This window comes from Shewanella xiamenensis (assembly GCF_024971755.1).
In the GTDB taxonomy this organism is placed as follows: Bacteria; Pseudomonadota; Gammaproteobacteria; order Enterobacterales; family Shewanellaceae; genus Shewanella; species Shewanella xiamenensis.
In genome coordinates, this window is sequence record NZ_CP079718.1 from 3329441 (window position 1) to 3354050 (window position 24610).

A 24610-nucleotide genomic window follows, 5' to 3' on the forward strand; every position below is an offset into this window, starting at 1 on the left:
ACATAACCCGCTTAAAGTGACTGATAAATACCAATGACTTAGTTAGCCTTACAGGTGGGATCTAATCCCACACATTAAATGCCAATAATGAGATTTATTCTTATTTGATAAGTGTTTAATGATGATTAAAACTATTGCAGGGAAATATCATGATGAAACGGTTCAATTTCAATACCGCAACAAAAGCGATGTTGGGTGCCGGTTTACTTTCACTTCTTCTCACTGGCTGCGGTGGCAGTGACGGTAAAGATGGTGAAGATGGTAAACCAGGCGTTGTTGGTGTCAATATCAACTCCACCTCAACCTTAAAAGCAAAATTCACAAATGCCACTGTTGATGCAGGCAAAGTCACCGTTGATTTTACGTTGGAAAATGCTAATGGCGTTGCCGTTTTAGGCTTAACTAAAGATCACGATTTACGGTTTGGTATTGCGCAATTAACTCCAGTTAAAGAAAAAGTGGGTGAAACTGAAGCTAACCGCGGTTATCAATGGCAAGCTTATATTAATGCCAAAAAAGAGCCAGGTACTATTCCATCCGGCGTTGATAACCTCAAGCCATCAGCCCAATACCAAGCAAACGTTGAAGCCGCAAGTAAATGTGATACTTGCTTAGTTGACCATGGTGATGGTAGCTATAGCTACACCTACCAAGCCAACATTGCCAATGTAACTCAGCCATTAACCGTCACTTACAGCGCTGACGCGACTCAACGCGCGACGATGGAGCTTGAATTACCACAACTCACAGCCAACGCCCATTTCGACTGGCAACCTTCTACTGGTAAGACGGAAGGTATTCAAACCCGTAACGTGGTTTCTATTCAAGCTTGTTATACCTGTCACCAACCTGAAAGCTTAGAGCTTCATGGTGGTCGCCGTATCGATATTGAAAACTGTGCATCTTGCCATACTGCGACCTCTGGCGATCCAGAATCAGGCAATAGCATTGAATTTACTTACATGATCCACGCTATCCACAAAGGTGGTGAGCGTCATACCTTCGATGAGACAGGCGCAGAAGTACCTGCTCCTTATAAGATTGTCGGTTACGGTGGTAAAGTGATCGACTACGGCAAAGTAGGCTTCCCATTAAAACCTGCTGCTGATTGTTCAGCTTGTCACGTTGAAGGTGCTGGTGCACCTGCCAATGCAGACCTATTCAAAGCAGACTTAAGCAATCAAGCTTGTATTGGTTGCCATACTGAAAAACCATCTGCTCACCATAGCAGCACTGACTGTACCTCTTGCCACAATGCGACAGAGCCTTACGGTGGTACAGGTAGTGCAACTAAGCGACATGGTGATGTGCTTAAAGCTTACAAAGATGCAGAAGCAATGAGCGTTAAGTTCACTGACATTGCAGCAGATGCTAATGGCAAATTAACATTCAAAGTCCAAATCTTAGACGGTTCTGGTAATGCAGTAGATAAACTCAGCATAAATCAGTCAAGTAGAGTGCTTATTGCATGGGATAGTGATAAAAACTACCCAGAATACGCTTCATCTTCTTCTCGTCGCGTTGCGCTATCGGAAGGTACATTTGATGCGGCTAACAAAACTTATTCGTTAACTGCTAGTAAAATGGTATTTCCTGCAGACGCTGTAGGTAAAACTTTCGAACTATGGTCAACTCTTGAAGTTTGTTTCAACAACGGCGGTTACGGTGTTTCAGATGTTGTGATGACCGATTGCTCTACACCCAATGTACGTAAAGTTATGATCAAAGAAGCTCCATTCCATTTTGTTTGGAACGGAACAGCTGTTGACCAAAGTGCTAAACCAGGTGTACGCCGTGAAATCATTGACCCAGCTAAGTGTCAAGGTTGTCATAATCAAGTAATCCACCATTATGACAATGGCGTCAACTGCCAAACTTGTCATACATCGGACAAAACCCTGAAAAATGATGCGGCCTATCCAGGCGGTAAGATACCAACCAGCTTTGCTTGGAAAGCGCACGAACGTGAAGGACATTATCTGAAATATGCAGGCGTACAATCCGGTACTGTACTAAAAACCGATTGTGCAACATGTCATACTGCAGATAAATCAAACGTTGTTACAGGTATTGCTTTAGGCAGATCACCAGAACGTGCATGGCGCTTTGGTGATATTAACAACAACGGTGCAGAAATTTGGGTATCTTCCGATGCGGGTGCATGCTTAAGTTGTCACCAGAAATATCTGTCTGACGCTGCTAAATCGCACATCGAGACTAATGGCGGTATCTTAAATGGCTCAAGTGCAGCAGATGTTCAAACTCGTGCCTCTGAAAGCTGTGCGACTTGCCATACTCCATCACAATTGATGGAAGCTCACGGTAACTAAGTCGACGTAATGATCTCAATAGAGAGCAAGAACAAAAAGAGAGAGGTATCCCCTCTCTCTTTTTTATTTTAGCTTCACAATCCGCCGTTTTTTTGATCTAAATTTGTTTTTCCCCTGTGGTTTAACTACCTCTTTAGAAATAGAAAGATCCAAGTCACACATTAGCAAAGGCTTAGAAGATTTTAGAGGCATGTTAGGTTAGCCTTTCCTTGGGGAATTCTATTTCCAGCATCCACTTAGGTTGCCTTCAAGACCAAAGCACAGACAAAGAATCTGTCGGGTGAAGAAGACAAGCACTTAAGTAATGCCAAACCTATGCAGGGAAAAAAATGATGAACGCAAAAAAATCAAAATTCGCACTGCTGCTTGCAGCAAGTGCCGTCACTATGGCCTTAACAGGCTGTGGTGGTAGCGATGGTAACGATGGTAAACCCGGAGAACCTGGTGGAGAGCCAGCTCCCGCTATTCAAAAGCTCAATTTTACATTCAACAAATCTGTTGTGACTAACGGTGTACCTAGTGTTGAATTCACTGTCACCAACGAAGACGATTTACCGGTCGTGGGTCTGCAAAAAATGCGTTTTGCAGCAGCTCAATTACTTCCTCAAGGCGCTACAGGTGCCGGTAATGCCTCTCAGTGGCAATACTTTGGTGATGAAACCTGTGATCTCGCTTCAACTTGCCCAGGTACTTTTGTTGACAAGAAGAACGGCCACTACAGCTATACCTTCAAGATGAACTTAACTGCCAATGCTAAGATCACCTACAACGACCAGTTGGCTCAACGTGTGCTAATCCGCGCTTACAATACGCCACTACCAGATGGCACCTTAGTGCCTAACAGCAACGCTTTTGTAGATTTCACCGCTGACACAGGTGCCGAGCCTGGTTATAGCCGTAAAATCGTTGCCACTGAAAGCTGTAATACTTGCCACCAAGACTTAGCACAGGTTAAACATGGTGGTGCGTATTCAGATGTTAACTACTGCGCAACGTGCCACACCGCAGGCAAAGTGGGCGTAGGTAAAGAGTTTAATGCTCTAGTTCACGCCAAGCATAAAGACCTGACCTTAGGCTCATTAGAAAGCTGCCAAAGCTGTCACACTGAAAATGAAGCAACACCTGATTGGGGCAACTGGTCACGTATTCCAACTGCCGCAACCTGTGGAAGCTGTCATAGCACTGTGGATTTTGCTGCGGGTAAAGGTCACTCTCAACAACTCGATAACTCTAACTGTATAGCCTGCCATAACAGCACTTGGACAGCCGAGTTACATACAGCTAAAACCGCTGACAAAAAAGCCGTTATCGCTCAATTAGGTATGTCTGCAACATTGGCTGCTCAAGCAGACAATACTGCGGTATTAACCGTGTCTATCTTAGATAAAGACGGCAATGCCATTGATGCGGCTAGTGTACAAAATAAGATTAAACGTTTAGAAACTATCACTAACGTTGGACCTAACTTCCCCATCATGGGCTATAACAAGAGCCCTGGTAGCGGTACAGCTAAAGTGGCCAAAGATCTAGTCAAAGATGGTGCATTACAAGCTGATGTTACCATCGCTGATGGTAAACTGGTGTTCACTACTCCCGCACTGCCATTTGGTGCGGGCGATACTGATACCGCCTTTACCTTTATTGGCTTAGAAATGTGTAACACTGGTACCACATTAACGGCTTGTACTGCTAATAGCACAACCACCAGTATGAAAGCCGAGTTAGCCTTTGGTACTAAATCTGGTAAAGCGCCTAGTACGCGTCATGTTAACTCAGTTAACTTCAGTACTTGCCAAGGCTGTCACAGTGACACCTTTGAAATCCACAAAGGTCACCATGCAGGCTTTGTGATGTCTGAACAAGTTTCACATGCCAAAGATGCAAACGGTAAGCCTATCGTGGGTGTTGATGCTTGTGTTGCCTGTCACACACCAGATGGTACCTATGCAAACGGTGCTAACAAAGGTGGTTTCGAAATGAAACTGCATGTGGTTCACGGTGAGCAAGGCGTGATCAAAGAATGTACTCAGTGCCACAACGACTTCAACTTAGATGCGTTTAAAGTGAAAGGTGCACTGGCTACTTCTGCAGGTAAATACACCACCCCAATCACAGCAACTTGTACTTCATGCCACGCGCCAGAATCTATTGGCCACGGCTTAGAAAATATGGGTGCGATTGTGAACGGTGATTATACTCAAGCCAACCAAGCGGCACAGTCAGAAACCTGTTTCTACTGCCATACCCCAACAGTTGCAGATCACACTCAAGTGAAAATGTAATTTGCCCAAGCAGGGGGAGTTCGCTCCCCCTTTCTTGAATTTTGTTGGGACAAATTGGGAAGCCTATTATGAAGAACAGTCACAAAATGAAAAATCTACTGCCGGCATTTGTCATCACAATGGCAATGTCAGCAGTTATGTCTTTATGCATCACACCAAACGCTTACGCGTCGAAGTGGGATGAAAAAATGACCCCTGAGCAAGTCGAAGCGACCTTGGATAAGAAGTTTGCCGAAGGCAACTACTCCCCTAAAGGTGCAGACTCTTGCATCATGTGCCATAAAAAATCTGAAAAAGTGATGGACCTTTTCAAAGGTGTCCACGGCGCGATTGATTCGTCAAAAAGCCCCATGGCTGGCCTGCAATGTGAGGCGTGCCACGGCCCAATGGGTCAGCACAACAAAGGCGGCAACGAGCCGATGATCACTTTTGGTAAGCAATCAACCTTAAGTGCCGATAAGCAAAACAGCGTATGTATGAGCTGTCACCAAGATGATAAACGTATGTCTTGGAATGGCGGTCACCATGACAACGCCGATGTTGCTTGTGCTTCTTGTCACCAAGTACACGTAGCTAAAGATCCTGTGTTATCTAAAAACACTGAGATGGAAGTCTGTACTAGCTGCCACACTAAGCAAAAAGCGGATATGAATAAACGCTCAAGTCATCCACTCAAATGGGCCCAAATGACCTGTAGCGACTGCCACAATCCCCATGGGAGCATGACAGATTCCGATCTTAACAAGCCTAGTGTTAATGATACCTGTTATTCCTGTCATGCCGAGAAACGCGGCCCAAAACTTTGGGAGCATGCACCCGTCACTGAGAATTGTGTCACTTGCCACAATCCTCACGGTAGTGTGAATGATGCCATGCTGAAAACCCGCGCGCCGCAGCTGTGTCAGCAATGTCATGCTAGCGATGGCCACGCCAGCAATGCTTACTTAGGTAACACTGGTTTAGGTTCTAATGTCGGTGACAATGCCTTTACGGGTGGAAGAAGCTGCTTAAATTGCCATAGTCAGGTCCATGGTTCTAACCATCCATCTGGCAAGCTATTACAGCGCTAAGGAGACGAGAAAATGAAATTTAAACTCAATTTGATCACTCTAGCGTTATTAGCCAACACTGGCTTTGCCGTAGCCGCTGATGGTTATGGTCTTGCTAATGCCAATACTGATAAAGTGAAATTATCCGCATGGAGCTGCAAAGGCTGCGTGGTTGAAACGGGCACATCTGGCACTGTGGGTGTCGGTGTCGGTTATAACAGTGAAGAGGATATTCGCTCCGCCAATGCCTTTGGGACATCCAATGAAGTCGCGGGCAAATTTGATGCCGATTTAAGCTTTAAAGGTGAAAAAGGTTACCGTGCCAGTGTTGAAGCTTATCAACTCGGTATGGATGGCGGTCGTTTAGATGTGAATGCGGGCAAACAAGGCCAGTACAACGTCAATGTAAACTATCGCCAAATTGCAACCTACGACAGCAATAGCGCCCTATCGCCCTACGCGGGTATTGGTGGCAATAACCTGACATTACCCGATAACTGGGTAACTGCTGGTTCAAGCAGCCAAATGCCATTGTTGATGGATAGCCTCAATGCCCTCGAATTATCACTTAAACGTGAACGCACGGGATTGGGATTTGAATATCAAGGCGAATCCCTGTGGAGCACCTATGTTAACTACATGCGTGAAGAAAAAACTGGCTTAAAACAAGCCTCTGGTAGCTTCTTCAACCAATCGATGATGTTAGCAGAGCCAGTGGATTACACTACTGACACCATTGAAGCGGGTGTCAAACTCAAGGGTGATCGTTGGTTCACAGCGCTCAGTTACAATGGGTCTATATTCAAAAACGAATACAACCAATTGGACTTTGATAGTGCATTCAATCCTACCTTTGGTGCCCAAACCCAAGGTACGTTGGCGCTTGATCCCGATAATCAGGCACACACAGTGTCATTGATGGGACAGTACAACGATGGCAGTAACGCCCTATCGGGTCGTATTCTTACTGGACAAATGAGCCAAGATCAGGCGTTAGTAACGGATAACTATCGTTATTCCAGCCAGCTAACAAGTGATGCGGTTGATGCAAAAGTCGATCTATTGGGCATGAACCTTAAAGTCGTTAGCAAAGTCAGCAAAGATCTTCGCTTGACCGGTAGTTACGATTATTACGACCGTGACAATAATACCCAAGTTGAAGAATGGACCCAGATCAGCATCAACAATGTCAACGGTAAGGTGGCTTATAACACGCCTTATGATAATCGTACGCAACGCTTTAAAGTCGCGGCAGATTACCGTATTAACCGCGATATTAAACTTGATGGTGGTTATGACTTCAAACGTGACCAACGTGATTATCAAGACCGTGAAACCACGGATGAAAATACCGTTTGGGCTCGTTTACGCGTCAATAGCTTCGATATGTGGGACATGTGGGTAAAAGGCAGTTACGGAAAACGTGACGGCTCACAATACCAAGCGTCTGAATGGACTTCTTCTGAAACTAACAGCCTGTTACGTAAGTACAATCTGGCTGACCGTGACAGAACCCAAGTCGAAGCGCGCATCACCCATTCGCCGCTTGAAAGCCTGACTATCGATGTCGGTGCCCGTTACGCATTGGATGATTATACCGATACTGTGATTGGCTTAACTGAGTCAAAAGACACCAGTTATGATGCCAATATCAGCTATATGATCACCGCTGACTTACTGGCAACCGCCTTCTACAACTACCAAATCATTGAGTCTGAACAGGCGGGTAGCAACAATTACAGCACCCCAACGTGGACTGGCTTTATTGAAGACAAAGTAGATGTGGTCGGTGCAGGTATTAGCTACAACAATCTGCTAGAGAACAAGTTACGCCTCGGACTGGACTACACCTATTCCAACTCCGACAGTAACACTCAAGTCAGACAAGGTATCACTGGCGACTATGGCGATTATTTTGCCAAAGTACATAACATTAACTTATATGCTCAATATCAAGCCACCGAAAAACTCGCGCTGCGCTTCGATTACAAAGTTGAGAACTATAAGGACAATGACGCCGCAAATGATATCGCCGTTGATGGCATTTGGAACGTCGTAGGTTTTGGTACTAATAACCATGACTACACCGCACAAATGCTAATGCTGAGCATGAGCTACAAGCTCTAATCTGCGTTTATTGATGGTCAAAAGCCCGCTCTGCGGGCTTTTTTATTAGAACGTGTTGACGTTTCGAGAGTAAATATTATTCGTTCTGGCAAGCTCGTGCTCGCGAAACTATACAAAAACTCACCGCACTTTAATTACAACATCTCGCTATTCCATCCCACAAAATCTTGAATAAGATCAGAATCTGGGGCAAAACTCGCACTCAAAATAAGGTATTCCTTGAGTTTACAAGCACTTTAGCGGATGTTAATTCAGCCCGTTAATTATCAGTGGATATCAGATGTCGTCCTTCACTTGTTCTTTTTGGCGTTTATCGCCTGTACCCGCCTTGATAGGCTTAAGTTTGTTCTCACCCCCTGCCATGGCATTTGATGCCAGCGGTGGCACAGCAAGCTTATTTATCATCGTCGGTCTGGGTGGATTTACCCTGATTAATAGCTTAATGCAAGGGCTGTTCTTTTTTGCGGGTCAGTATCGCAATCCCATCTTTGCCAAACGCCACGTACTAACCGCACTGATAGTACCACTGCTCGCTTTTACCTTTACCCTTTATGAACAACGCACTTGGAGCGACTTTGCACTCAATCTTGGGATGATCATTGTAGGCGTTGGGCTGATTTTATTGCCGCTGCAGTTACGCCAACTTCATCAGCCCAGCAATCAACATGCGGGCTGGCTACTGAGTCTTGGCGCCTTATTGATTCTCGGCATCAGTTATCTACTGCCGCCCTGCGCTCTATTTGCCATCATCTTGGCCCATATTGCTTTAGCCTCTCATGCCAAAAATCCCACTAAATCCTTGGGTGCTAAGCCATTGAGTTATCTTGTATTAGCCGCCTCATATGCACTCTTTGGTTATTGGCTCTATCATCTATTGAGCAAACTAGGGGCTTAACGATGACAACCGCCCCACACCCAAGTATCGAGCCCGCTTGCTCAACAGAACTCAATTTACTGCTCAAGCAAATTCGCGCCTGCCAACTGTGTCAGGCCGAGCTTCCCCTACCAGCAAAACCTATCTTCCAAGCCAGTAGCCAAGCACGGATCTTAATTGCGGGCCAAGCCCCCGGTGTAAAAACTCACCACAAGGGCATTCCCTTCGATGATGCCAGTGGCGAGCGTCTGCGCACTTGGCTTAATGTCAGCAGAGAACAATTCTATGATCCCGCCCTGTTCGCCATAGTACCGATGGGGTTTTGTTTTCCGGGAACCATTGAGCGAAACGGTAAAAAGCAAGGTGATAAGCCGCCGCGCCCAGAGTGCGCCACGACTTGGCATGAAAAGTTATTAGCCTTGATGCCACAGGTAGAGTTAGTGCTCGTCCTTGGCCAATATGCAATTGATTACCATCTGCCACGTGCTAAGGCTCGTCTTAGTACAGCATGCAGGGAGTTAACCTCACCGGACTTAACGTTATCGACGCCATTGTCGCCCCCAAAAGTCACAGTAACCCAAGCGATTGAGCAATGGTCCTTGTATTGGCCGCAATTGATGGTCATGCCTCACCCTAGCCCTCGAAACAACCTTTGGCTAAAACAGCATCCCGAATTTGAACGAGTGCTTATACCTAAGATAAGATCACGTATCGCGGCATTATTAAATGCTTAATTGAAATAGGCACAGACCATGTATCTGCTCGATTCCGCCATAGCCAAAAAAATTGTCAGTCGTACGATGAAAATCATCGGACACAATATCAATGTGATGAATGGTCAGGGGGTGATTTTAGGATCAGGCGATCCCAAACGAATGGGTTCAGTCCACGAAGGCGCATTATTAGCCATAGCGCAAAATCGCAATGTGGAATTGAGCGAAGAAGTCGCCTCCGGTCTTCATGGCGTAAAACCAGGCATCAACTTACCTTTGCATTACCAAGGACAAATTATTGGTGTGATTGGCATTACTGGCGACCCGGCAGAACTAACCCACTACGGCGAGCTGCTAAAAATGACCGCCGAGATGATTGTCGAGCAAGCCAATCAACAGGATAAATTGCAATGGGAAAACCGACAGCGTGAAGAATTTATTCTGCAACTTATCAAGGCACAAACCGATGACGATGAGCAATTGCATCGCTGGGCCAAGCAGCTCGATATTGATATCACGCTACCACGAGTGGCCGCCATTATTGAAGTGAGTGAAAAACAACCCTCCGCCATCCACAAAATGATATCGCAGGTAAACACATCAACAGATAACGAGCTAAGCGGTGGTGATGAGCGCAATCCCAGAGTCAGCGAAACCCTCAAGCAAGTATTGCATCTACTGCAAAATCCCGACCGCGGCAACCTAATTGCTATGACCTCCATGTCACAGCTGGTGATCCTAAAACCCGCTTTTCTAGATGGAAAACAATGGGATCCCGAGCTTGAAAACCAACGTATTGATAAGTTATTGCAACGATTACCTGCACAGATGGACTTAAATTTTAAAATTGCCTTGGGCCACTTTTTTCCCGTAAAAGGCGGGATTGCACGCTCCTATCAAACCGCGCAAGAAACGTTGAGCTTAGGTAAACAGCTAAACCCTGAAGGCAGAAAATATCTGTTTGAGGATTATTCCTTACAAGTGTTGCTCTCTGGGCTTAAACATGACTGGCGCGGACAAGCACTAGCAAGTCCCTATCAACAACTGACTCAAGCCGACAAAAATGGTCAGCTACGCAAAACCTTAGCGGCCTATATCACCCACTTTGGTGATGCGCAGCAATGTGCCAACGCCCTGTTTATCCACCGAAATACCTTAAGATATCGTCTAGATAAAATTCAGCAATTAACCAAAACTGATATTCAATCCTTACACGGCTTATTAAGTCTGTATCTGGGACAACTGCTTGATACTTCTGCAAGCCCAAAGTAGCGGCCTCTGTTTAACCAGACGCTCCTTTAGCCACCGAATTCAACGACTGAATATTTAACTCACGTGGCTTAAGCAATCAATGGATATCGCAATCATGTCTCAAGCTAACCTCATTTACTCCACTATTACTACACTATTGAGTAAGCAATACATTCGGTGAAAGATTTATACCGTATCTCCTGTCCTATATCTCTGGATAACTCTCTCGCGTCGACATTTCGAACGCTCGTTACAGTTCATTGAAGGAATGACAATGACCCTATTCAAACTGACTTTACTTGCCAAAGCATGCATCATCACAGGCTTAGCACTAACTTCACCCACATTAATCGCCGCTGAAAAAACCATTCCCGAACTGGTTGATGCAGTCAATGGCACGCCGGATGCGGCGAGTCGCGAAGCCGGCAAAAAAGTGAAACTGCGTAATCACACAAAAGGATTTTGCACCTCCGGCTATTTTGCGCCCAACCCAGAGTTACAAGATTCGCTAACGATTCCATTTTTTAATCAAAGCCAAATTAAGGTTACCGCTCGCTTTTCCCTTGGCGGCACCAATCCTCAAATCTCCGACAAAACCCCTGGGCGCTTTATGTCACTCAAAATTGATGGTGATAAAGAAAACCTGAACTTTGTCACCACCAATGTGCCAGTGTTCTTTGCTAGTAATCTGGATGATTTTTTTACCTTTCAGACCAAAGTGAAACAAGGTGCCGAAGGTAAACAGTGGCTTATCGATAATAAGCCCGACGCCAAAGCTTTTTTCGACTATGTAAAACAACTGCCACCCAGCCCCAGCTTTGCCAATAGTCGCTATTTTGGCGTAAACAGCTTTTTGTTTACTGACAAGCAAAATAACAGCGTTGCGGGTAAATGGATTTTTGAACCCGTCGCCGGCACAGCAGCCCTTTCTGCCAGCGAACTGGCTAATCTTGGTGATGATTTTTTAAAGGCAGAATTACTCCAGCGTATAAACACCCAGCCAGCACAATGGAACCTCTATATTCAACTGGCTGAATCGGGTGATGATATTAATAATCCAACGGTGATTTGGCCTGAGACTCGCAAGCGATTACTGGTCGGCCAAGTGGTGATTAACGGGGACCGCGATAGCGATCCCCAAGTGCAACAGTGTGATAAAGGCATTTTTAACCCACTGTTATTACCTAAGGGTATTGCCCCCTCAGCCGATCCGATACTTAATGCCAGAACGGCGGCTTATGTTGAGTCTTTTATTCGTCGTCAATAACTCTAGATATTAAACGCTACACTTTTAAGGTTGGTAAACCGCAGGTTTACCAACCCCTCGCAACAATATTTCTGCTATTACATTCGAAGTCACACGCATTATTTTGTGCACACGCACAAAATAATGGCCTGTTTATACCGTAATTCCGTCAGTTTAACCAAAGCTATTCAATTCGCAGTATTCAATAATAGGCTGACCTTAAAGCAGCCTTTATTTGAACTTGGGATCAAATAAAGACCGCGCCCTACAAAACAGCCAAAACCACTTAAGAACTTCAGCCAAGACTGAACGGGACAATCTATGAACTTAGTGCTCATCCTCATCGGCGTGATTGCATTTATTGTTATCGCGACCTCAAAATTTAAGCTCCATCCGTTTTTAACCTTAATTCTAGCCGCCTTTATTGGCGCCTTCGCCTATGGTTTACCGAGTGGCGATATTGCTAAAACCATCACCACTGGCTTTGGCAATATCCTCGGCTATATCGGTCTGGTGATCGTGCTCGGGACCATTATCGGTATCATCCTCGAAAAGAGCGGCGCCGCCATTACCATGGCAGATGTGGTGATTAAAGTCTTGGGCAAACGCTTCCCAACACTCACTATGTCGATTATCGGCTACTTAGTGTCGATTCCGGTGTTTTGTGACTCGGGATTTGTCATCTTAAACTCGCTTAAACAATCCATGGCGAACCGCATGAAGGTTTCGAGCGTGTCCATGAGCGTGGCGTTAGCGACAGGTCTTTATGCGACTCACACCTTTGTACCGCCCACACCTGGCCCTATCGCCGCAGCAGGTAACTTAGGGCTAGAGTCCAACTTGGGCCTAGTGATTGGTGTTGGTTTATTTGTTGCTGCCGTTGCCTCACTTGCGGGCATGCTATGGGCGAACCGCTTTGCAGGGGTTGAACCCGATGGCGAAGGCGCGGAAGAACTCAAAGCTCAAGCCGCTGATTTTGAATCCTTAAAACAAAGCTACGGCACACTCCCTAGCCCATTAAAGGCATTTGCACCGATTTTTGTGCCTATCCTCTTAATTTGTTTAGGTTCTATCGCTAACTTCCCTTCTGCACCACTGGGCAAAGAAGGCCTATTCAGCCTATTAGTCTTCCTCGGCCAACCCGTTAACGCCCTGCTTATCGGTCTATTCCTGTCACTGCTATTACTGAAAAGCGATAACAAGATTGCCGAGTTTAGCGAGCGTATTAGCCAAGGTTTAGTCGCCGCAGCACCGATTATTTTGATCACCGGTGCCGGTGGAGCCTTCGGCGCAGTGTTAAAAGCCACACCTATTGGTGACTTTTTAGGCAGCTCATTATCAGCACTCGGCGTTGGGATTTTCATGCCCTTTATCGTCGCCGCAGCATTAAAATCGGCTCAAGGTTCATCCACCGTTGCCTTAGTGGCAACCTCAGCCTTAGTCGCCCCAATGCTGGGCGATATCGGTCTTGGCAGCGAAATGGGCCGCGTGTTAACCGTAATGGCCATTGGTGCCGGCGCCATGACAGTCTCCCACGCTAACGACAGCTTCTTTTGGGTGGTGACTCAATTTAGCCGCATGAGCGTTAAACAAGCCTATAAAGCCCAAACTATGGCGACCCTTATCCAAGGTGTAACCTCCATGCTGGCCGTGTATGTACTAAGCTTAGTGCTGCTCTAAGCTGCTGTTATCTTGTCCTTGGGCGCAACCAAGCGCCCAAAAAGCTGTAGGATTTTGAATGAAGATAGTTATCGCCCCCGATTCCTTTAAAGAGAGCTTAAGCGCACTCGATGTGGCTAATGCGATTGAACAAGGCTTAACACAAGTGATCCCAGACTGTGAGATTGTCAAAATCCCCGTCGCCGATGGCGGCGAAGGCACGGTGCAATCTATGGTCGACGCCACTGGCGGCAGCATTGTCAATTTAGAGGTCATGGGGCCACTCGGCCATAAAGTCAAAGCCCATTACGGCATTTTAGGCCAGCAAGCCAAAGGCACGATTGCGGTGATTGAAATGGCCTCCGCCTCGGGTTTACACCATGTACCAAGGGATCAGCGTAACCCGCTGCTCACCACCAGTTATGGTACGGGCGAGCTAATTTGTGATGCGCTCAATCGCGGGATAAAACACATTATTTTAGGTTTAGGCGGCAGCGCAACCAACGATGGCGGCGCAGGTATGGCCCAAGCGCTAGATATTTTACTGCTGGATAAACAAGGCAAAACCCTAAGTGCGGGCGGCGCGGCGCTATCTCAGCTTGCCAGTATCGATATGAGCAACGCCCATCCGCTACTGAAAGAATGTACCTTTGAAGTGGCCTGCGATGTCGATAATCCGCTGTGCGGTGAGCGTGGCGCCTCGGCCATATTTGGCCCGCAAAAAGGCGCAACGCCCGAGATGGTGAGCATTTTAGACGCCGCCCTGAGTCACTATGCCGATGTGATCGCCCAAAGTGGTGTAACCGATCACCGCAATCAAGCTGGCGCGGGCGCAGCGGGCGGTATGGGCCTTGGCGTGATGGCGTTTTTAGGCGCTGAGCTTAAACCCGGTGTCGAGATTGTGATGCAAACGGTGGGATTGGCAGACAAAATTCGCGGCGCGGATCTTGTTATCACGGGCGAAGGCCGAATCGATGGCCAGACCATATTTGGCAAAACCCCGATGGGCGTCTTAAAGCAAGCGCAGCTGCAAAATATTCCGACTATCGGAATTGCCGGTTGCCTTGGCGACAATGCCAATGCCGTGCTCGAGCAAGGTATGGCGGCGATTTTCCCTATCATCCCTCACTTAAGTCCGCTGGACGATGTGCTGGCGAATGCCAAAGCGAATCTGACCAATACCGCCCGCAATATTGCCGCGGTCTTGATGCTGGGCCAGCGTTAACTTTACCTTAGTGTTACGATAGCTAACGACATACACCCAAGGCGCTATTTATAGCGCCTTTGTTTATTCTGTAACCCAAGCACTAACTCAAGTGGTGTTTTAGTGCTTGATGCCTAAAAGGCCTTGCAGTAAAGTGAGCTCCCTTTTTGGTAATCCGTAAACGGGTTTAAGCGCCATGTATTTGGTTATACTCTTAATCACCTTTGCGGTTTCACTATAAGAATTAATAGACGGCAAGCCCCATGACCCAAAAACTCCCTCGCCAAGCCATCGCATCTGAAGAAAGTCTAATGCGGATTTTCACTGTGCCCGAAGATGCGGAATCCACCTTAAGCATTATCGAGCAGAAGCTTTCCGAGGACTTAGCAGGTTTTTTGGGTGACAGTATTGCCGCGCTAGAAAAGCCGCTATCAGAGATCGAAACCGATTTTCAAGCCTTTGAAATTCCAAGCCAGCCGCGTTTTGTCTCCGACTACACCGACGAAATTATGCAAAACCTGGTGGCGCATTCGGTGCATACGGCGGCGCCGAGTTTTATCGGCCATATGACCTCGGCACTGCCCTATTTCGTGTTACCACTGTCGAAAATGATGGTGGGGCTGAATCAAAACTTGGTCAAAATCGAAACATCCAAGGCGTTTACCCCGCTTGAGCGCCAAGTGCTCGGCATGATGCACCATTTGATTTACGCTCAAGATGATGATTTTTATCGTAATTGGATGCACAGCGCCAACCATTCCCTCGGCGCATTTTGCTCCGGCGGCACTGTGGCTAACATCACCGCCCTGTGGATTGCCCGCAACCAATTACTCAAGGCCGATGGCGACTTTAAAGGCGTGACCCGCGAAGGTTTAATTAAGGCGCTGCGCCACTATGGCTTCGATGATTTAGCAATTCTGGTCTCCGAGCGCGGCCACTACTCCTTAGGTAAGGCCGTCGATCTGCTCGGTATCGGTCGCGACAATATCATCAGCATCCCAACCGATGGCAATAACAAAGTCGATGTAGCCAAAATGCGCGAAGTCGCCGCTGAACTGGCGAATAAACGCATTAAAGTCATGGCGATTGTGGGGGTGGCTGGCACTACTGAGACAGGCAATATCGACCCACTGCGCGAACTTGCCGCCTTAGCAAGTGAGCTAAACTGCCACTTCCATGTGGATGCGGCTTGGGGCGGCGCAAGCCTATTATCCAATAAATACCGTCACTTGCTCGATGGTATTGAACTCGCTGACTCAGTCACCATCGATGCCCATAAGCAAATGTATGTCCCCATGGGCGCGGGTATGGTGCTGTTTAAAAATCCTGAGTTTGCCCATGCGATTGCCCACCACGCCGAATATATTTTGCGCCGAGGCTCTAAGGATTTAGGCAGCCAAACGCTCGAAGGCTCACGCCCCGGCATGGCGATGTTAGTGCACGCCTGTCTGCAGATTATTGGCCGCGATGGTTACGAAATCCTGATCAATAACAGCCTTGAAAAAGCCCGTTATTTTGCCGAGCAAATCGACGCACATCCTAACTTTGAGCTAGTCACAGCGCCAGAGCTGTGCCTGCTCACCTATCGTTATGTACCCGCGCAGGTGCAAGCCGCCATGCAAGTGGCGATTGAACAAGGCGATAAGACCAAACTCGCTCATTTTAATGAGCTGCTCGATGGCCTAACCCAATTTATTCAAAAACACCAACGCGAACAGGGTAAATCCTTTGTCTCCCGCACCCGTATTCAACCCGCGCACTACTTTAGACAACCCACTGTGGTGTTTCGCGTGGTATTAGCTAATCCGTTGACTAGCCATGAGATCCTTAATCAAGTGCTTATCGAGCAAGGTGAAATTGCCGCATTGGATAAAGAGTTCTTAACTGCGCTATTAGCAATGGTCAATGAATAGCGAGTGATTTAGCGTAAGCGTTAAATCTCATATAAATACAGAATATTAATCAAAAACAGCCGCAAATATTTTGCGGCTGTTTTTGTTTGTAGAACTAGAATGGCGGAATGTTAGGTTAAAAATAGAAAGATGATCCAAGCACTTCTGAGCTAGTCACGGATACGCCGAATTCCATTGCTTCCGTGACACGCCGTGAAGCCATCCATGGCGGCTCTGCGATGATATCCATATCATCGAAGGTCACGTCAGTAATCGAATTAACCTGACACAGAATTATGAACAGCCTCTTAGTGAAAACTCGCCTATGTTAGGGCTAAACAATGAAGAGTTCTTTAACGATAGCGCTTTTCACTCGCAGGATACATTAAGAGGTAAACGTTTTAAGTGCTTGATATAGTTCTAATGGTTCATTAGTTCCAACCATAATTGAAACGCCTGAACGGAAGTCAATTTTAACACCTTCGAAACCGGATATATTATATATTGCTCCTTCAGATGAAATTCGCATACCCCAACCACAATACCATTTATTTTTTACCATAGACACATTGGCAACATCTGAAAGATCAAATCTATTTTTAAATAAACCAATTCCGTAGCTTAGCGTAAGCTTTTTATCTTCGATACTCACCCTCAACTTAAAGGTCATCAATAGTATGATACTCAATATTACTATTAAAATAATAAAATCGTTTTCACCTTTAAAGTCTTGCAGAAAAATCTTATTGACTATAAAAACAGACAACAATACAACGAAATAAATTATAATGAAGGGTATCCAATTTGATTATTTAAGTAACGCATCAACAATTCTCCTTTATGGCAAATTAATCTTGGCTATATTTTTAGATACGAAATCCTTAGCTAGGTATTAAAAATTTAGCCAACCATTTTATCTCATACCATAATGCACTTTCAGTTTACCTACAACCCGTATGGCATAAATTGCTTTAACCAAAATAATAAAAAACACAAGGAGGTAATAAATCCAGCTATACATTTTAAATCAAAGACATAAAAAAGCTCCAAGTCATTAAAAATAGTATATTTCAAACGTGCAACTCCCAATACAACAAATGGCCAGCGTGGAAGATGAAGGTAGCCTCACTCTTTTTCCTACTATTTCCCAGTCGATGACGATTAGGTTCTTATGCTCAAATAGCGAATACGCCAAATTCAGCAGCTTGCGTGACACGCCGTGAAGCCATCCATGGCGGCTCTCGAATACATCCATATTATTGAAGGTCATGCCCGTAATAGAATTCGCCTAAACAAATTACGGCTTAATCTGTTGTATATTGAGGACAAATACTATGATAACAGTGCTGCATTGTTCACCACTTTCCATAGGAATTATGCAGTAAAAGAGTAACTATGGGAGGATATTAAGGAGTAGGATTTCTCTCCTTGAGAGGGTTCGGCATACAAACCTCTTATTCAATGTTTAACCAAGGTATAGCCGGAGGTTCACTGCAACGCTATTAAAGTTGGGAGTCAATATTTTCACCCACTTTTTTAGTTTATATATCTCCGTTTGTATGTCATTAATGGTTACTTAACTCATTTTAAATTTTCTGTAATCCGACCAACGCTCTCTTAATGACTCAATTAGAGATAGTGCTATGAAGAAAAACACCAAGCACCAAATATTCGGCTCGTAATTAACACCTAATCCATTTACGGGATAAATTAATGGCTCGTTCGTGCTCGCAAGATCAACGGCATAAATCCATAAAGCTCCTTCACTATTTTGGCTAAAAACACCATTATACCTCTTGGTATAATAGATTACTTTTTCGGGAAAACGTAACTCATTTAATGCTCTAGATAAATTTTTGCACTTTTGCCAACCACTAAACCATACCTCTCGTTCAGGAAAGGATGTATACAAAATAATACTATCCGCCCCTGAAATTTTATTCTTACATTCAATCGAGTAAAGAATACCTTCTACTTTTACAAGTTCAGATTCATTAACACCGCTAACAAAGTATCTAAAGTGCCAAGTCAGATAGAATAAAGATATAATTAATATTAGTTGCAAAGAAATTGGTAACTGCTTCAACCAGCTCATTAATTTAGATTTTTTCGGTACCGTGGGAATAATTTTCACTGTTTATCCTTTTTCACAGAAAATCGAGCAACCCTTTTCAAAACAATAACATAATGTGCTTTCAACTTACGTTCAAGCAATTAGTTATTAAGTTAGCTCTAAGAAAAAATTTAACAAACACCCATTGTTAAATTCATGGCATGCCTTAATTGTTGATAACAGACCATCAGCCATACCAACGGCTTATTGGAATTCGAGTGTGGGTGAAACCCCATGACCTCGCGGTTGGTTTTTACACCACGACAGAGTAATCTAGCCAAAATCAACAATGGGGTGTTCTATGGACAGAAAATCATTATTGCTAGTGACACTTATCTTGCCTTTTTCGGCCAATGCCGCCGTATACCAATGTGCCGATGGGAAATATCAAGCCGATCCCTGTGATGAAAATAGCCAACCCGTGGATCTTAGCGGCGTCGGTAGCGTGGTTAAAGGCCCTGATATTGCCCATGCAAACGCTGTTACTCACTCGGATAAAAAACAAGAAATCACCGATTTTATTGATAAACAACGCATTAGCCGTGAAATCACTAAACTAGAAAACGACCGAAAACTCATTATCGACCAAAGGGATAAACGTATTGTAGCGCTGAGAAACGATAGAAGTTACGCCAATAACAATCTTGCCGGAGCGACTTGGGAGCAAAGCTTGGCACAAGAAATGTCGGCGGTGGCGCAGCAAGCAGATACGCAGGTTGCGTCTATCGATAGGCAGATAGAACAATTACGACTCAAGTTAAAGTAGAACAAACACAGCCACTCACGCTTCCCATGCCAAATACATAAGAACCAATACAAGGAATGGCGATGTACTTTATTGCGGCTTTTGGCCTATTGATGCTGTTATTCAGCCTTGTGATGATCGTCAGGCCTGCGGCGTTCGCGGATGGCATTATTGCATTTAGCGAGCAGCCCTACTTCCATATTATTGAAGTGGTTAGCCGAATTATTGCGGGTGTGATTTTTATCCAATATTGCGCCGATACCCGATTTCCACAGATCTTTTTGGCGATAGGTATTGTCTTACTCTGTGTGGGAATCGGCTTGGCATGCACGCCGCCAAGTCAGCATCGCAAATTTGCCCGATGGTCAGCCCAAGCGTTTAACAATAAATTTCGCTTAATCGGTGTTGTTTCCGTCCCACTGTCTTTGCTGCTGATTTATGCTGCTGGCATCGCCTAAAACTCAGTGACAATCCACCCAACTTCCACGACTGAAGCGCCGAGTGTAAAAGCGCAAGATTCGGGTCGAGTTGCATACCCTAGCCCTGCACTATGTCTCTATCGGCGCATATTGGCCGAGGCAATCAATGGAGACATATCTATGGCAGTGTTACAGGGAAAGGTCGCAATCATTACTGGGGCAAGTTCGGGGATTGGCTATGCCACCGCGAAACGCTTTGCCCGTGAAGGCGCAAAACTGGTGCTAGGCGCGCGCCGCGGAGCCATATTGGCCTCATTGGTAGATGAGATCATCACCCAAGGTGGTGAAGCGGTTTATCTGGCGGGCGATGTGACCGACGAGGTGTATGCCAGTAATTTAGTGGCGCTTGCCGTTGAGCACTATGGTGGATTGGATATCGCCTTTAACAATGCTGGCATTAATGGCGAATTAGGTGTGGATTCGGATGCGCTCAGCCGAGCCGAATGGGAAAACACCCTAACAACCAACCTTACCAGTGCATTTTTAGCGGCAAAATATCAATTACCACAGATGCTTAAACGTGGCGCGGGGTCGATTATTTTTACATCTTCCTTTGTTGGCTATACCATAGGTTTTCCGCAAACGGCAGCCTATGCGGCGAGTAAAGCGGGGATGATTGGCTTAACCCAATCCTTGGCCGTTGAATACGGCGCGCGCGGCATTAGGGTTAATGCGCTATTGCCTGGCGGTACAGATACCCCAATGGGACGGGAGTTTGCCAATACCCCGGAGGCCATGGCCTTTGTGAAAAACCTCCATGCCCTCAAGCGCCTCGCAGATCCCGCGGAAATTGCCCAATCGGCGCTATATCTCGCCTCCGATGCGGCCAGTTTTACCACAGGGATAGCCTTATTGGTCGATGGTGGTGTGTCCATCTGTAAAACCTAGGGAATGGATAACGATGACCCAAGATTACGAGCGAATTGCGCGTGCCATTGACTTTATTCGTCAGCATGTGGGTCATCAACCCTCACTGGCGGAGATTGCGGCGCACGTCCATTTAAGTGAATTCCATTTCCAGCGGCTCTTTAGTCGCTGGGCGGGGATCACTCCCAAGCGTTACTTGCAAGCCTTAACCCTAGAGCGGGCAAAACAGTTATTGCAGCAGCCGTCCCACTCGACCTTGAGTGCCAGTTATGAGTTAGGCCTGAGCAGTGGCTCGCGTTTATACGATCATTTTGTGCAACTTGAGGCGGTCACGCCCTTCGAATATCGACAAAAAGGCTTAGGGATCAGCATTGCCTATGGCTATCATCCTACGCCCTTCGGTTTAGCCTTTATCGCCCAAACAGCCCGGGGCATTTGCCAGTTTGATTTTGTCGATATGCTGCAAATTCAATTGCCATTAGAACGTTTGAAGCAGAGCTGGAGTCAGGCCACCATTTATGAGGACACAGCGCAAACAGCAAGCTTAATTGATCACCTCTTTAGCCAGTACTTTGCTGACACGAGTGCCAAAAAGCTTAGTTCAATAGCATCCAGCACTCAGGCTATTCACCAAGGTGAGCCGGCCCCGCTCTCACTCTGGGTAAAAGGCACTAACTTTCAGCTTAATGTGTGGCGCGCCCTACTGAATTTACCTAAGGGAGAGGTCGCCTCCTACGGCGATATTGCCAAGGCCATTGGTAAGCCTAAGGCCTCACGCGCGGTCGGTTCGGCGATTGGCGCTAATCCGGTGGCATTACTTATCCCCTGCCATCGGGTGCTACGCCAAACTGGTGAACTTGGCGGTTATCGCTGGGGTGAAACCCGTAAACATGTCATATTGGCAAGGGAAGCGGCCTATTGTGAGTAAAAGATTCACCAGCAGGTGTAACTGAGCATTCCAGTGCTTAACGGCGCTCGACTCTTAACTTAGCTCTAATTCTAACTGCGAGACGACCCAATTCTTAACCATTAAATCATCAGGGAGGCAAACATGCCGACGCATTCCCAATCCCAACTTGGACCTAACCCGAATGACAAATCCCCCTTAAAAGGATTCCCTCAGGTGGGTTTTCTGAAGAACTTTATTAGCCGTGACACTATTATCGTCGGCGATTACACCTATTATGACGACCCTGCGGGGCCAGAACGTTTCGAGTCAAACGTGCTTTATCACTTTGACTTTATTGGCGATAAGCTGATTATTGGTAAATTTTGTGCCATTGCACGGGACGTAAAATTCATTATGAATGGCGCCAATCACCAGGTATCTGGCTTTTCCACTTATCCCTTTTATATCTTCGGCAATGGCTGGGAAAAGGCGGCACCTAAGCCCGAGGATTTACCCTTTAAGGGCGACACCCGCATAGGCCATGATGTGTGGATAGGTTATAACGCCACCATTATGCCTGGAGTAAACATTGGCCACGGCGCCATTATTGCCAGCCAAGCCGTGGTCACTAAGGATGTGCCGCCCTATGCAGTGGTGGGTGGAAACCCTGCCACTATTATTAAGCTAAGATTCGAGCAAACAGTGATAGATGAGCTTGTTGCCATCGCTTGGTGGGACTGGCCGATTGAGAAAATCACTCAGCACTTAAGTGCTATCGCTGGCGCAGAACTCACTAAGTTGCAGCTGGCAGATTAAGCAAGCGACACCCACAAAACGAGTTCCAAGTGAAAAGGTGAAACCTTTGCCGATATCAAAGGAATGACTGTTGGCAGTATCGCTAGCGCTTAACTCCCGTAAACCCAATGATAAACAAGTAATCATTAATCATCCTGATTAGGATATTGGGCTAAAAAATGGACGCAAAATGATGCGTCCATTTGCAGTAATTTTAGGCGGTTAATTACGTTTAATTGGGGTCAAACCTTTATTACGACTCTCAATAGCATCGTCTAAGTCAAAGCCTGAATCGCGCCAATTTTTAGCTTCTTCTGGGGCAAATTTCTGTGCTCCCCACGCCATCGCATCCTTTAGATTAAATTCAGCCTTGTTCCAGTCAGACGCTTGCGCTGCATCAAATCCACTAAGATGCCACTTTTGAGCAACTTCAGAACTAAAACCTGCCGACTTCCAAGCAGATATTTCATCGGCGGACATTCCAGACCAATCTTTCGGCATAGAACTACAAGCAAACAACACCAAACACATCAATAAGCTAGAACTAATTTTCAACATAGCGCCTCCGCAGCGTTTTTCATTAATACGACTTACGATTACTGTTTAACCATCTTCATTAGCGATTGCCAATGATTGTAGTAACAACGATTCCCCCCTAAATATCGCTATCGATATCCCAACAGACACGACCTGATTCACTGTTATTTAAGAGGATCGATTGGTTGCTCACAGACACATCACTGCAAATGCAGCGTCGAGGAGCTCAACAACTGTCTCGACATCTTACGTATCATTTCCTCTAGCAACTACTTCATAGTGCAAATCATTGAAAATACAACAGAAATTAGCATAATGATGCTCCAACAAAACAGCAATAGCTAGCAATGAGGTTAAAGAAAAATTTTTATCTACTATACAGTTAACAGTATTAATCTGGTTACAGAATCCAATCCTCTTTAAAGAAAGTAAACCATCAATAGCACACACAGTTCAGCTAACAACCATTTAACTTTTTTGATAATGAAAAACTTAATATTCCCATTAAATATGGGATTAATGGTACTTCTCACATAGCGCCGAAAAATCACTACTTGGTTCGAGCAAAAAGTCCTTACCAACAATTGATGTCATTTCTGCTTCAGTAGTGAGTGGGTTATTAATTTTAAAAACTCGTCTATGATTAATATTACTTTTTAACAAAAATTCGCAATGCCGCCGATAAAATAATTCATCAAACTTTCCATTAGCAATTATTCGTTTAAGTCCCTCTTGTATTCTTGTGGCTAAACGCGGCTGATTTGGTGCAACATAATAATAAGTTGCAAGTGGTATATGCAGTAAAATATTATCATCAACAACGAGATCGGGATACTGTTGTTTAAACTGCTCAACCTCTTGAAAAGCCTCATTAACACCTCGTCCGAAAGTAATAAATCGCTCCATAGATAACATATTAAACAAATTATCATATTGAATACTTTCAATAACGTTAAATCCAGCATTTTGCATGGCTGCTTTACTTGACCATTGGCTACCAGAACCGGTATCTAACGCCATTAACTGCGCCAATGTATTTATATTGGCCATAATGGGTAAATTTTGTTTCTTGATAATAAATACTCTAAAACCCTGAATACCTTTACGGATTGGGATTTTTATTGGAATTAACTGTTCATCCCACTGAGAATTAGATGCTTCAGCAATAACGTTGACTGTTTTACCTTCTAATAATCCTCTAAAAATACGGTTACGACTCATGACAACATCAGAAATCTGTATTGTTCCAACACCAAAATCATTGTTTGTTGCTTCAATAATTAATGTCAACAGATCATAAGTATATTGGTATCTATGGTCATTATTTGATTCTGGAGGATTAATAATAAAAGTATCAACAGCATATGAGTTTGGTATATATGTCCATATTCCAATACAAAACAGCAAAGTGAACAGACTAAAACGCTGAAATGTCATCATATATGCTCATTACGCTATATCAAAGCTATCCTTCCCGCTAAATTTTAGCAGAAAGGATAGATCTCGTAGGTATGTACAGCACAACATTTATGCGTTTTGTGAGTCAAACCAAGCAAAC

General features: G+C 45.2%; 20 protein-coding genes. 16 read left to right on the forward strand and 4 right to left on the reverse strand.

The window, feature by feature from the left end; translation table 11 throughout:
- The first annotated feature begins 149 nt into the window (after positions 1-149).
- The 11 genes from KXJ80_RS15905 (at position 150) to panP (ending at position 16648) form a co-directional block, all read left to right on the forward strand.
- Positions 150-2330: an OmcA/MtrC family decaheme c-type cytochrome gene (locus KXJ80_RS15905; RefSeq protein ID WP_218738340.1), complete on the forward strand. Its 2181-nt coding sequence runs from the start codon at positions 150-152 to the stop codon at positions 2328-2330.
- A gap of 329 nt (positions 2331-2659) precedes the next feature.
- Positions 2660-4612, forward strand: a complete 1953-nt coding sequence (locus KXJ80_RS15910; RefSeq protein ID WP_069454675.1) for an OmcA/MtrC family decaheme c-type cytochrome — start codon at positions 2660-2662, stop codon at positions 4610-4612.
- A 68-nt stretch (positions 4613-4680) separates the two neighbouring features.
- Positions 4681-5682, forward strand: coding sequence for a decaheme c-type cytochrome MtrA (gene mtrA / locus KXJ80_RS15915; RefSeq protein WP_037417148.1), 1002 nt, complete (start codon positions 4681-4683; stop codon positions 5680-5682).
- 12 nt (positions 5683-5694) lie between these two features.
- The gene (locus KXJ80_RS15920; protein ID WP_218738339.1) at positions 5695-7788 is read left to right on the forward strand and encodes an MtrB/PioB family decaheme-associated outer membrane protein; all 2094 of its coding nucleotides are present in this window, start codon (positions 5695-5697) and stop codon (positions 7786-7788) included.
- Positions 7789-8068: 280 nt separating this feature from the next.
- Positions 8069-8683 carry a hypothetical protein gene (locus KXJ80_RS15925; RefSeq protein ID WP_218738338.1) on the forward strand — a complete coding sequence of 205 codons (615 nt, stop codon included), beginning with the start codon at positions 8069-8071 and terminating at the stop codon, positions 8681-8683.
- Between the two features lie 2 nt (positions 8684-8685).
- Positions 8686-9396, forward strand: a complete 711-nt coding sequence (locus KXJ80_RS15930) for a uracil-DNA glycosylase family protein (RefSeq protein WP_218738337.1) — start codon at positions 8686-8688, stop codon at positions 9394-9396.
- Between the two features lie 18 nt (positions 9397-9414).
- Positions 9415-10647, forward strand: a complete 1233-nt coding sequence (locus KXJ80_RS15935) for a sugar diacid recognition domain-containing protein (RefSeq protein ID WP_218738336.1) — start codon at positions 9415-9417, stop codon at positions 10645-10647.
- A gap of 253 nt (positions 10648-10900) precedes the next feature.
- Positions 10901-11893 carry a catalase family peroxidase gene (locus KXJ80_RS15940; protein WP_144375644.1) on the forward strand — a complete coding sequence of 331 codons (993 nt, stop codon included), beginning with the start codon at positions 10901-10903 and terminating at the stop codon, positions 11891-11893.
- A gap of 300 nt (positions 11894-12193) precedes the next feature.
- A complete protein-coding gene (locus tag KXJ80_RS15945; protein ID WP_037427906.1) occupies positions 12194-13552 on the forward strand; it encodes a GntP family permease in 1359 nt (452 codons plus the stop codon).
- Between the two features lie 58 nt (positions 13553-13610).
- The gene (locus KXJ80_RS15950; protein ID WP_218738335.1) at positions 13611-14756 is read left to right on the forward strand and encodes a glycerate kinase; all 1146 of its coding nucleotides are present in this window, start codon (positions 13611-13613) and stop codon (positions 14754-14756) included.
- A gap of 242 nt (positions 14757-14998) precedes the next feature.
- Positions 14999-16648: a pyridoxal-dependent aspartate 1-decarboxylase PanP gene (gene panP, locus KXJ80_RS15955; RefSeq protein ID WP_218738334.1), complete on the forward strand. Its 1650-nt coding sequence runs from the start codon at positions 14999-15001 to the stop codon at positions 16646-16648.
- A gap of 364 nt (positions 16649-17012) precedes the next feature.
- Here the strand turns inward: panP and KXJ80_RS15960 are convergent, their stop codons facing one another.
- Together KXJ80_RS15960 and KXJ80_RS15965 are read right to left on the reverse strand one after the other, a co-directional pair.
- Complete coding sequence (locus tag KXJ80_RS15960; RefSeq protein WP_218738333.1) at positions 17013-17279, reverse strand: hypothetical protein; 267 nt, start codon at positions 17277-17279, stop codon at positions 17013-17015.
- 924 nt (positions 17280-18203) lie between these two features.
- Positions 18204-18761: a hypothetical protein gene (locus tag KXJ80_RS15965; RefSeq protein ID WP_172589978.1), complete on the reverse strand. Its 558-nt coding sequence runs from the start codon at positions 18759-18761 to the stop codon at positions 18204-18206.
- A gap of 280 nt (positions 18762-19041) precedes the next feature.
- Here KXJ80_RS15965 and KXJ80_RS15970 point away from each other — a divergent pair, with 280 nt between their 5' ends.
- The 5 genes from KXJ80_RS15970 (at position 19042) to KXJ80_RS15990 (ending at position 22536) form a co-directional block, all read left to right on the forward strand.
- Positions 19042-19506, forward strand: coding sequence for a hypothetical protein (locus tag KXJ80_RS15970; protein WP_218738332.1), 465 nt, complete (start codon positions 19042-19044; stop codon positions 19504-19506).
- A gap of 62 nt (positions 19507-19568) precedes the next feature.
- Positions 19569-19943, forward strand: a complete 375-nt coding sequence (locus KXJ80_RS15975; protein ID WP_069454663.1) for a hypothetical protein — start codon at positions 19569-19571, stop codon at positions 19941-19943.
- A gap of 141 nt (positions 19944-20084) precedes the next feature.
- A complete protein-coding gene (locus tag KXJ80_RS15980; protein ID WP_218738331.1) occupies positions 20085-20852 on the forward strand; it encodes an SDR family oxidoreductase in 768 nt (255 codons plus the stop codon).
- 13 nt (positions 20853-20865) lie between these two features.
- On the forward strand, positions 20866-21759 hold the full coding sequence (locus KXJ80_RS15985; protein WP_218738330.1) for a bifunctional transcriptional activator/DNA repair enzyme AdaA: 894 nt from the start codon (positions 20866-20868) through the stop codon (positions 21757-21759).
- Between the two features lie 123 nt (positions 21760-21882).
- Positions 21883-22536 (forward strand): Vat family streptogramin A O-acetyltransferase, encoded by a 654-nt coding sequence (locus KXJ80_RS15990; protein ID WP_218738329.1) that lies wholly within the window; start codon positions 21883-21885, stop codon positions 22534-22536.
- Positions 22537-22737: 201 nt separating this feature from the next.
- Here KXJ80_RS15990 and KXJ80_RS15995 read toward each other — a convergent pair whose 3' ends face one another.
- Positions 22738-23073 (reverse strand): hypothetical protein, encoded by a 336-nt coding sequence (locus KXJ80_RS15995; protein WP_256931084.1) that lies wholly within the window; start codon positions 23071-23073, stop codon positions 22738-22740.
- Positions 23074-23568: 495 nt separating this feature from the next.
- On the reverse strand, positions 23569-24492 hold the full coding sequence (locus tag KXJ80_RS16000; RefSeq protein WP_256931083.1) for a type 2 periplasmic-binding domain-containing protein: 924 nt from the start codon (positions 24490-24492) through the stop codon (positions 23569-23571).
- Between the last annotated feature and the right edge of the window lie 118 nt (positions 24493-24610).

Coding starts and splice junctions, on each gene's coding strand:
- KXJ80_RS15970 (WP_218738332.1), top strand. CDS start 19,042: ATGGACAGAAAATCATTATTGCTAGTGACACTTATCTTGCCTTTTTCG.
- KXJ80_RS15905 (WP_218738340.1), top strand. CDS start 150: ATGATGAAACGGTTCAATTTCAATACCGCAACAAAAGCGATGTTGGGT.
- KXJ80_RS15910 (WP_069454675.1), top strand. CDS start 2,660: ATGATGAACGCAAAAAAATCAAAATTCGCACTGCTGCTTGCAGCAAGT.
- KXJ80_RS15945 (WP_037427906.1), top strand. CDS start 12,194: ATGAACTTAGTGCTCATCCTCATCGGCGTGATTGCATTTATTGTTATC.
- KXJ80_RS15950 (WP_218738335.1), top strand. CDS start 13,611: ATGAAGATAGTTATCGCCCCCGATTCCTTTAAAGAGAGCTTAAGCGCA.
- KXJ80_RS15940 (WP_144375644.1), top strand. CDS start 10,901: ATGACCCTATTCAAACTGACTTTACTTGCCAAAGCATGCATCATCACA.
- panP (WP_218738334.1), top strand. CDS start 14,999: ATGACCCAAAAACTCCCTCGCCAAGCCATCGCATCTGAAGAAAGTCTA.
- mtrA (WP_037417148.1), top strand. CDS start 4,681: ATGAAGAACAGTCACAAAATGAAAAATCTACTGCCGGCATTTGTCATC.
- KXJ80_RS16000 (WP_256931083.1), bottom strand. CDS start 24,492: ATGATGACATTTCAGCGTTTTAGTCTGTTCACTTTGCTGTTTTGTATT.
- KXJ80_RS15980 (WP_218738331.1), top strand. CDS start 20,085: ATGGCAGTGTTACAGGGAAAGGTCGCAATCATTACTGGGGCAAGTTCG.
- KXJ80_RS15930 (WP_218738337.1), top strand. CDS start 8,686: ATGACAACCGCCCCACACCCAAGTATCGAGCCCGCTTGCTCAACAGAA.
- KXJ80_RS15990 (WP_218738329.1), top strand. CDS start 21,883: ATGCCGACGCATTCCCAATCCCAACTTGGACCTAACCCGAATGACAAA.
- KXJ80_RS15935 (WP_218738336.1), top strand. CDS start 9,415: ATGTATCTGCTCGATTCCGCCATAGCCAAAAAAATTGTCAGTCGTACG.
- KXJ80_RS15975 (WP_069454663.1), top strand. CDS start 19,569: ATGTACTTTATTGCGGCTTTTGGCCTATTGATGCTGTTATTCAGCCTT.
- KXJ80_RS15925 (WP_218738338.1), top strand. CDS start 8,069: ATGTCGTCCTTCACTTGTTCTTTTTGGCGTTTATCGCCTGTACCCGCC.
- KXJ80_RS15995 (WP_256931084.1), bottom strand. CDS start 23,073: ATGTTGAAAATTAGTTCTAGCTTATTGATGTGTTTGGTGTTGTTTGCT.
- KXJ80_RS15920 (WP_218738339.1), top strand. CDS start 5,695: ATGAAATTTAAACTCAATTTGATCACTCTAGCGTTATTAGCCAACACT.
- KXJ80_RS15985 (WP_218738330.1), top strand. CDS start 20,866: ATGACCCAAGATTACGAGCGAATTGCGCGTGCCATTGACTTTATTCGT.